Below are 8628 nucleotides of genomic sequence, written 5' to 3'. Positions count from 1 at the left end.
TGGAAGTTTTTGTTCCATGGTGTTGATTTTTTAATTATGATAAACAATCGGGACAAAATAATTTAGCCCGGTAAATAAGTTTTGCTATTTCTGATTCAAGTGATTTTTGCTTGTCTCTTGCATACCACAAATGCAATTCATTTGCATAAGTGGCAGCTGTTGCCGGATTGGATTTTAACTCCTTTACCAATTGCTGCGCCACCGAAGGTCTTGGCCCCCAGAAAGCAGTCACATTAAAGTGTTCATCCAATTGAATCAGTTTTGGAATGGACCTGGTTTCATTGGTAAGGTATGCATCCATCAATTCAGGGTTTTGATCCCGGTATACCAATTTCATTTCAATTTTGCCATTACTCATTTCTGACAGGGCGTTAAAAACCGGCAATGTTTGCGATGCATCTCCACACCAGTGTTCTGTCAATATCAACCAATAAGTTTTATGTTTCAGGTTTTTAATTTGCTCCGCCAACTGCGCAGAAATCTCAAAAGTTTTTTCAACCCGGTACATCCGGCGTTGGTTCAGGTTGATGTATTCTTTAATTTTTGAGTTCGCATTCGTAGCCAGATCTGCTGCCATCTGCTGCTTGTATTGATTGTATCCAATTCCTTTTTGTAAATACCGTTCGTAATCAGATTTCTTTAGCGTTATTATCTCAGCTCCTGTTTCCATTGTATAAATTTTATCATTTATCTTTTTTTGACAGTACAAAGTTGACACTAAACAACAGGAAATAGAATGGAGGATTAACGCAATGGCATGGACAATTTTCCCTGGATTAATACTTTTAAGGTAGTACGTTAGTGCGGACTGCCTTGTTTGGCTACCACCGTATGCAGCATATTACGCATATGCTAAGTACTTATAAAGACGGTGCTAACGGAAAATCTACAGGTACTTTTGTAAGATTATGCAAATAATTCATAGCCGTTTTATCACTGACCTGAAGAATAAGGTCAACCAGGTTTTCGTTGGTGTAGCCTTGTGCATAGAAGTTGTCAATTAAAAACGCATCTGCATTGCCACGGTTTTTTGTAATGCTTTCAGCTAACTGAACCAGCGCATTCAGTTTAGCATCTGTTGCTTTTCCTTTGCGGATGTCCAGCAACTGTTCGTCTGTAAATCCATTCAGTTTACCAATAACGGTATGAGCACTTTGGCAATACACACAATTATTAACCTGGCTAACGACAAGGTTTACTGCTTCTTTTTCTTTGTTGCTTAAACTCGTTTTAGAATTTTGATAAGCCAGGTATTTAGCAAGGCCATTTTCTGAATAAGCGATGGTAGCATACAGGTTCGGAACAAAGCCCAAAGCCTTTTGTAACGTGTCAAAAATGCCCTGATTGGTTGTACCTACTTGTTCTCTTGTTGGAACTGTGAAATTTTTCATTTTGTATTTTTCAATTTTTTGATGTCGTTATTGACAGTGCAAAGATGCCCCGGATAATGTCGCTATAAAATGGAGGATGTACGCAATAGGATGGATAATTTTCAACGGGGTAATTCCACCAAAAACAACGATGGCAGTGGTGAATAAATACTTCAGTATGGAGAATTTATCTTAACCAATAAAAAATATAACGAAATAGAAAAATTAAAGAAGGATCAGGTGATAATATGCCAAAAATATATGCGTGTAAATTCCAAGTTCATTGATGTAGTAAAATCAATGACAGTCATATAAAATGTACACTTTGTTTATATTCCTTTTCCAACTTCCTGGTATCCTTAAAGGATTTAAAAAACATAAAGGGAATGCCAGCCTGTTTATTAATAAATGCTGCCGGGTACATCATCCTGTACTGGTTTGCAATAACCTTTTATGCCTTAAAAAATGAAAAGCGGGGATCATAGATATGCGATGGTTCTGCATCTGCACCATTTAGTTCAACCTCTCTCTCCCCTGCCTGGTTTGGCCATTAGCGGAAATCCAATACCAGCTTCTTTTATTTTTATTGAAACCATGCCAACATCAATAATAACAAGTGATTAATAAGCCTCAAAATATATCTTGGATCGGAAACGAGCTTATTTTAAATCTACTGCGGCAAAATATTTGCTAAAGATGCGATGATATTAAGTTTTAATCAATGGACAGTTGACGCAAAATAATGGATGAATTTTTAGTTAAGTAGTCTAATCTGCAAATAGCTTAATAAACCACAAGGACAGTATGGGAATGAGCCACGCAACAACCCAAAAAAGGGATATAAACAGTGTGAGGACATTCGAACTATATAAATAATTCAAATTCTACTTATTAAGCTCTATAAGGAAAAGTTATCCAAAATTGTGCGAACTAAAAAACCCGCTCTTGGAGCGGGTTTTAGCACTTGTAAAAACTGTCGTCCTCCCTGTACAATTTTCGAACTTATTTATAATGGACCTAAAGCGATTAGCAAGAATTGTGGCTTGACAATTAGCGTTTTTAGGTTCTTTTCATCGTATCCTAATTATAAAAAAAGGACGGAAAATGAAAATTGGTTAAACCTGCATCATTTAGCCAATCGACTAAGAAGCAAATTCTGTAAAGTTGCTATGCAGCTGCAAGGTTAGCAAATAGTGAACAGTTGAAGCTTTATTTTAGAACCGGACTATCGATTTCCGACAAAGTAAGGGCGAAAAAATGGCGGGTCAAAGAACTTGACTAGACAGCTGCTGAACTACAGAAGAAACTTCTAGGGCTAAAAGGATTTTCCACGGGTAACTTCAAAAAATAAGAATATTTTCAAACGTGTATGCCCACCACTTTTCAATTAGTTCGACGCCTGCGAACCAATTAGCTGACCCCAGGATGGCACTGTTGTAATTTAAAATGCTTTATTAGCCCGTCACTGCCGGTTAAACTATAAAATAAATTTTACATATGTAGCACTATTTTAATTGTACGTAAGCTTGTCCACTGATGTTTGCCACAAATTGTAAGGCATCATCAGAGATGACAATTTGTAATGGCTTTACTTCGTGCAGTTTTGCGGTTAGGAACACTCCCGGCGATATTTCACGGTTGATATCGCCGAATTCAGCGATTGCCTCCGCTATCTTCCCCTTATAGGGATATTGAAATTTTTTCTTAACCAGCTTTTCAACCGTCCCGTTATCCAACACCCATTTTGCGAGTTTGCCAAGCAACGCTTTGGACTCGACCGTTAGATCCAGATCTGCAAGTGACACAATCCCCGATTGCACATCTATTGATGGTTTGCCCCAGAGGTAAATTTTGCCCTTAAACGGTTTGTCAAGCATTACCTCTACCACCAGGCTGTCTTTGTGCTGGTATAACCGTACACCGTCTATTGTCAGGTACCACTTATTAATATCATCATTGAATTTTTCCAGTATTTTTTCCGCATATTTATTTATTTGTTTGAAATCGGCTGCGCCTAAAATATTTATATTGAAACTGTCATTTCCTTTCTTTACTACAATTTTGGGAAAGGGTGGGGTAACGGTGTTAGACGGGTCTTTGTCCGTTACATGAAATACAGGTTTGCAGATGGCACCTATTTCTGTTCGTATGCTGTCATCCGATACATTCAGGTCCTGCCAATCCAGTTCAGAAATATTTAAAGCAAGATTTCCCACGCCCTGTTTCGGAATGGGTTTTCCAATTTGGTCCCATCTTTTTGCGAGTTCAGCTTTAATATCTATTGTATTGGGAACTTTGTTTTGGACTATATCATTTATTTTGCTTTCTATAATGCCTTTGATTACCGGGAGATTCATCAGGTCTTCGACGTTAATTTCGAGGGCGGTCAGGTTACAGGGCCTGTTCCATTTTAAACCCCATGTTTTATCTGTTTGCGTAATCTTTCCATCGTCCAGCAAATTCAACTTTGTGATGTACGTTAATTCGATTTCCGGCATCGTTTCATTAACCCCGCAACTGGCAAGCAGCGTCTTGATTACTTTTGCATCAACTGTCGCTTTTAGGGAGAAATCAACTACTGCATGCACATGTAATTCATTGGTATTGCCGTCAAACGAAATTTTTTGTAAAATCGCTTTATACTCAATGGGGACATCAAGGGTCACTTTATTTATGATTTCTTCATTCACGACAGTTTCTACTTTTTTAGTTCCGTCGCAAACTGTATGCACAACCTGGTCTACAAGACAGCATACCCCACCACAAGCTGCACATTTCCACCCTTTGAGTTGCACCTTTTGTATAATGTCGCAGGGGTATTTATAAGGCACGTCAATAAATTTGGTTACCGGTCCTGTAACGGGATTCAAGACAGGAATTTTGATCGTTTGGTTGTCCTGTTTTAAGGGCACCGGTACTTTTGATTTTATTTGCTCTCCCAGCGCAGTGTTTGAAAACAAGAGAGGAATACTGAGGCTGGAAGCGGCGACCGGAATTTCGGTGGTTGTAACTATTTCTTTTGGAGCTTCCGCGTTATCGTGACAGGAACACATCAGGATTGCCAAAGCATAACAACTAATTGCAAGCTGCAGGAAAGATTTCAATTTTGTCAGCATAGAATTTTGTTTGGGCGTTAATGATATAACATTTTTGGTTTAGAGACTTATCGTTTTCGCGGGCAGCGATTTGATGTTTGGCAGGTGGGCTAACAAATTTCAATGCCTGCACGCCTGCTGAAATCGTTTTGAAACGTTCCTTTTGAGCAATAATGTTTATATACATTCATCCAATCGTGGTACCGGGGATAAAGTTTGTCAAGCCTTGCATCACTATGTCCGCCAATGTGATTGACTTGTCCCCAATGTGGTATCCCACCGAACGCATACATGGCCGCTTCAATACGTGATAACATTTCCATACCACCCACGGAGCGGTTAACCGTCGGAAATTCGATCATGCACACAAAATCATTTTCCTGCCCGTATTGCATCGAAAGAAAAAAATGATTGGTTTTTACAAATCGGAGTGAAAACGGCGCAGACAAATATTGCATGCCTTCTTCTACGGATTTGTGCACGATTTGTAAGATCGCTTCTGTTGCATCGATGAATTTGTTACTGGGAAATGCAATTTCGGTGGCATAGGCTGATAGATTGTTTGCCCTGCCTAAATTCAGCACCCGGAAGCTCCTGTCAATATAATCCTTATCGGTAAGTGAGTTAATCAGCAGTTTGGCCATCCAGGGAATAAGCTTTGGAAGCCGGTTGATGATGGTGCGCATGATGGCGTCAAGAATAAAGTCGGGAACGATACGCAGAATGATTTCATAAATGATCTTGCGATGTCCCCTCGGAATGATGGGGCCACTTTTTCTTGGGGGAACGATGTTACGTTCAGTAACCATGCAAGTATAATCATTTTCTTTATTTTTATAAGCACTTACAAGGACTTCCAAATGCCTGTTGTTGTTAAGCAGTTCCCGGTTTTCCAGCAAGGGTTTGACATCTTTCCAGCAGCTGAATTTTCTGTTTTCCATTAAAAAATAACTGTCCATTATTTCTATCACGACCGCATAAATAATTCCCATACAGCCAATATTAACTCCGACTGCATTGAAATGGTCATCATCCTGGATGAACGTGATGTTGGGAAAACCGCTTAACTGCACCGCGCTTTTTGATATAGCAGTAGCGGCAGACGGTTCAATATGATAGATCACACCTCCTTCTCCAACGAGGACGACAGCTTTTAAAAAACTGGATAGCGATCCCAAGGTCATACCCGACCCATGGGTCGATGTTGAGATGACGCCTGCTATTGTTTGCCCATCATAGGCACCCATGTTTATGAGTGCTTTATTTTTATTCTGCAACAATTTGTTCAGGGCCTTCACACGAATGCCGCATTCTACAAAACATAAATTGCCTGCCTGCTTAACACCCTGTTCGCTAAGGGAAAGCGCGGAAATATCCAGCTCATGGTTAAGGCCGTGCGTACCGACCATATAATCCCTGCACAAAGCAATGTCAGAAGAAGAATGACCAGAACCGACCGCCTTCACTGTATAATTTTTTTGTTCAGCATCCTGCACGATTGTTACCAGTTCCCCCAGGGTCGTCGGTTTAAAATATTTAAGAGGATGCGCTTCCTGATCATGTACATAATTTTTCCAGCGTTTCCTGATTGTAACGGCATTGATTGTATTGATCATTATTTTGATATTTCGGCAATTCGGTTGAACATGTTTTTTAAGTTGGCGCCAGGGGTTGAATAATTTCCAGCCAGTGTCTGGTCAAAAATATCTTTGAAACCAACGATTGGTATTTTGACTTTTATATTGACATGTATTGAAATAAAAGATCCGGAGTCAGAATAATCAGAGACATTCACCGTCACCGGAGGATCATCACTTGCCTGGAAACTGGTATTCCCATCTACTGCCTGCGGACCACCTGAACTACTGCCAGTCTTTCTTCCTGTATAGGTAATTTGATAGGTTACCCCAAATTTGCCGACTGCGGTTTGCACCAAATTGAGGGTAGTAGAAATATTTTCATGGATCATCCCGCCAAAATTTCTTTCATCGGTTTTGGTATCAATTATTGAGTTTGCCATATTTACGTTTTGAGTGGTTATTGAATGTTTTTTATTTTCTTGCTAACAATAATTGGTCGTCTGCACGCCCGGCATCGTCGTTCCATCGTGCCAGGGTTTCAGGAACAAGTTTATTATCTGCGTCACGCCCGACGTGGAGAAAAGTATAGGTGCGGTCCTGCCGGACATCTGCGTTGGAAATTTCTATCACGGGTATCCATGTTCCCGTGTTATAAAAATGTACTTTATCATTGAAGGTATATGCGCCGGGATTATGTGTATGTCCCATCGTCATAATGCGGAAGTTTTCTTTTTGCATGCGCATTTGCGCATATTTTTCCAGTGTGACCGGTTCAGTAAGCTGTAACCAGGAAACGATTCTTGCAAGAAGATAAGACAGTATCAGGAACCCGATATTCTTTGAAGCACTCAGCAGAAATGCGCGGATGGGCGAATGATTTGTAGTTGACTGTCCGTTGCCGGAAAGCCAATCAACGATTGCCTGCCAATTGGAAAAGATCAAAAGAATAACCGGTACGAGGATTGCAAGTATCATCAGTGTAGCCCGCTGGAACATGAACCACACATATCTCCTGTTTGTTCTGAGTATACGAATCATCAATGGCAGTTGCTGGAAAATAATTTTCAGGGCAAGCGGAAAATTATCCCTTACCAGCATGGGAATTACATTGCGGGTGGGCCTTACTTTATCCAAATAGGGGTAGAATAGTTCGACCCTGTTAATAAGATACCTGTTAAAAAAAGACCCAAACGGTATATTTACCTGACCCTCTTCCTTCCCAAAGAAGGGGGAATCAAGCACCATCGTGAACTTATCGTAACGATGCCCATGTTCAAGATAAAAATCCTGATCAATGATGACCGCATCATCTGCAAATTTTATTTTGGAAAATATCTTTTGTTCTAAAATATTTTTAAGATCGCTGCCAAGATACAATTGAACGATGTCCTTTGCGAGAAGAAGGCGAATGTAATTTCTCACTCTCAACTGGCAAATTTCAAGATCATGGTTTCCTTTCAGGATTAAAATTTCGTTATCATTCATCAGCCAGTGCGCAAGGGTTTCAAAAAACAACCGGTGGCCTTTCCTGATTTTTATCAGCTTATAAATCGTTTTAAAATCATCGGTTTCCAGCCCGTATGTTTTCTCTTTTTTAGATATGCTTTTTTCCAGCTCATCTGCATCGAAGTGCAGGTCTACCTGTTTTAGTTGGAATGACCATTCTTCAAATTCATCAGTAATCTCGGCAATATCTGGTTTGGGCGGCGGGACTGGTTTATAACCCTGAAAAAAATATCTTACCCGTCTTGTCATAGTTATTGCCCTTGTCCTGCCCGGATAATCGAGCACGCGCAAGAAGTCAAACAAATCGCCGTTAAACACCAGCAAAGCAGTTTTTGTTTTTTTTATTTGTCCGATGTGATCGAGAAATCTTGCAAAAGATTCATCTGCAAAAAAATTTTCCGTACCATTATAAACACCATCCCGGTTTTTCCCGGAAGCCATATGCAGATCGCTGACAACAAAAATTTCCTGGCCCTTACCATCATGCGGGATCGGTGTTGATCTCTTCGGATAGGAAGGTTGAAAAATACCGCTTTTTTGCTCATGATAAGAGTCCGGATCTCTTTTGTATTCATCATCCGGATCCATGCTCTTAAGCCAGGCATCAAAACATTGAACAATTTCCTCGGCTTGCATCTGTAAAAAATTTAATGTTATTGAGTGATAGTGAGCAGGTATTTTATTCTATCCTTCACCAGCAGCAAAATGATAAAAAGAATCACGGCAATGAGCAATGCATACAGCACAGGCGAAACGGATAGAAATTTTATTTTAATGAGGAAGATCCCGAAATGCAGCGCATCGTATGATAGTGCACCAGCAGCGACCAGGAATAACATAGAACCTTTAGGCTCAGATTTTTTTAATGTCAGCCAGGAAACGATTAGTAATGGTGACACCAACCCCAGGTCTCCAATAAAATAACCAAGCCTTGCATCACTGTTTACGATGTCTGCCCAGTTAATGATGATGGATATTGGCCAGCCAATCACAAGAATGGCCGCAACGCCAATACAGACCAGCCGTACGCGGCGGTAACCTGGTGAATTTGATATCGAATTTATCATAACAGTCATT

At 40.1% G+C, this 8628-nt stretch carries 7 protein-coding genes; all 7 read right to left on the bottom strand.

The window, feature by feature from the left end:
• Window positions 1-34 precede the first annotated feature (34 nt).
• The 7 genes from QWZ08_RS19585 to QWZ08_RS19555 all read right to left on the bottom strand — a co-directional run bounded on the left by QWZ08_RS19585 (window position 35) and on the right by QWZ08_RS19555 (window position 8618).
• Window positions 35-670 (bottom strand): thioredoxin family protein, encoded by a 636-nt coding sequence (locus tag QWZ08_RS19585; protein ID WP_290339226.1) that lies wholly within the window; start codon window positions 668-670, stop codon window positions 35-37.
• Between the two features lie 190 nt (window positions 671-860).
• A complete protein-coding gene (locus tag QWZ08_RS19580; RefSeq protein ID WP_290339225.1) occupies window positions 861-1391 on the bottom strand; it encodes a carboxymuconolactone decarboxylase family protein in 531 nt (176 codons plus the stop codon).
• A 1484-nt stretch (window positions 1392-2875) separates the two neighbouring features.
• Entirely contained in the window at window positions 2876-4486 is a 1611-nt protein-coding gene (locus QWZ08_RS19575; protein WP_290339224.1) for a DUF4403 family protein, read from the bottom strand.
• Between the two features lie 89 nt (window positions 4487-4575).
• Window positions 4576-6081 carry a D-arabinono-1,4-lactone oxidase gene (locus tag QWZ08_RS19570; protein WP_290339223.1) on the bottom strand — a complete coding sequence of 502 codons (1506 nt, stop codon included), beginning with the start codon at window positions 6079-6081 and terminating at the stop codon, window positions 4576-4578.
• Entirely contained in the window at window positions 6081-6485 is a 405-nt protein-coding gene (locus QWZ08_RS19565; RefSeq protein ID WP_290339222.1) for a hypothetical protein, read from the bottom strand. Before QWZ08_RS19565 ends, QWZ08_RS19570 begins: the two co-directional genes overlap by 1 nt.
• Window positions 6486-6516: 31 nt before the next feature.
• Window positions 6517-8187 (bottom strand): hypothetical protein, encoded by a 1671-nt coding sequence (locus QWZ08_RS19560; RefSeq protein ID WP_290339221.1) that lies wholly within the window; start codon window positions 8185-8187, stop codon window positions 6517-6519.
• 17 nt (window positions 8188-8204) lie between these two features.
• Window positions 8205-8618, bottom strand: coding sequence for a hypothetical protein (locus QWZ08_RS19555; protein WP_290339220.1), 414 nt, complete (start codon window positions 8616-8618; stop codon window positions 8205-8207).
• Between the last annotated feature and the right edge of the window lie 10 nt (window positions 8619-8628).

The organism is Ferruginibacter paludis (assembly GCF_030409685.1).
GTDB classification, from domain to species: domain Bacteria; phylum Bacteroidota; class Bacteroidia; order Chitinophagales; family Chitinophagaceae; genus Ferruginibacter; species Ferruginibacter paludis.
The sequence above is the reverse complement of the archived record's forward strand: the minus strand, read 5'-3'. Positions and strand labels throughout refer to the sequence as shown.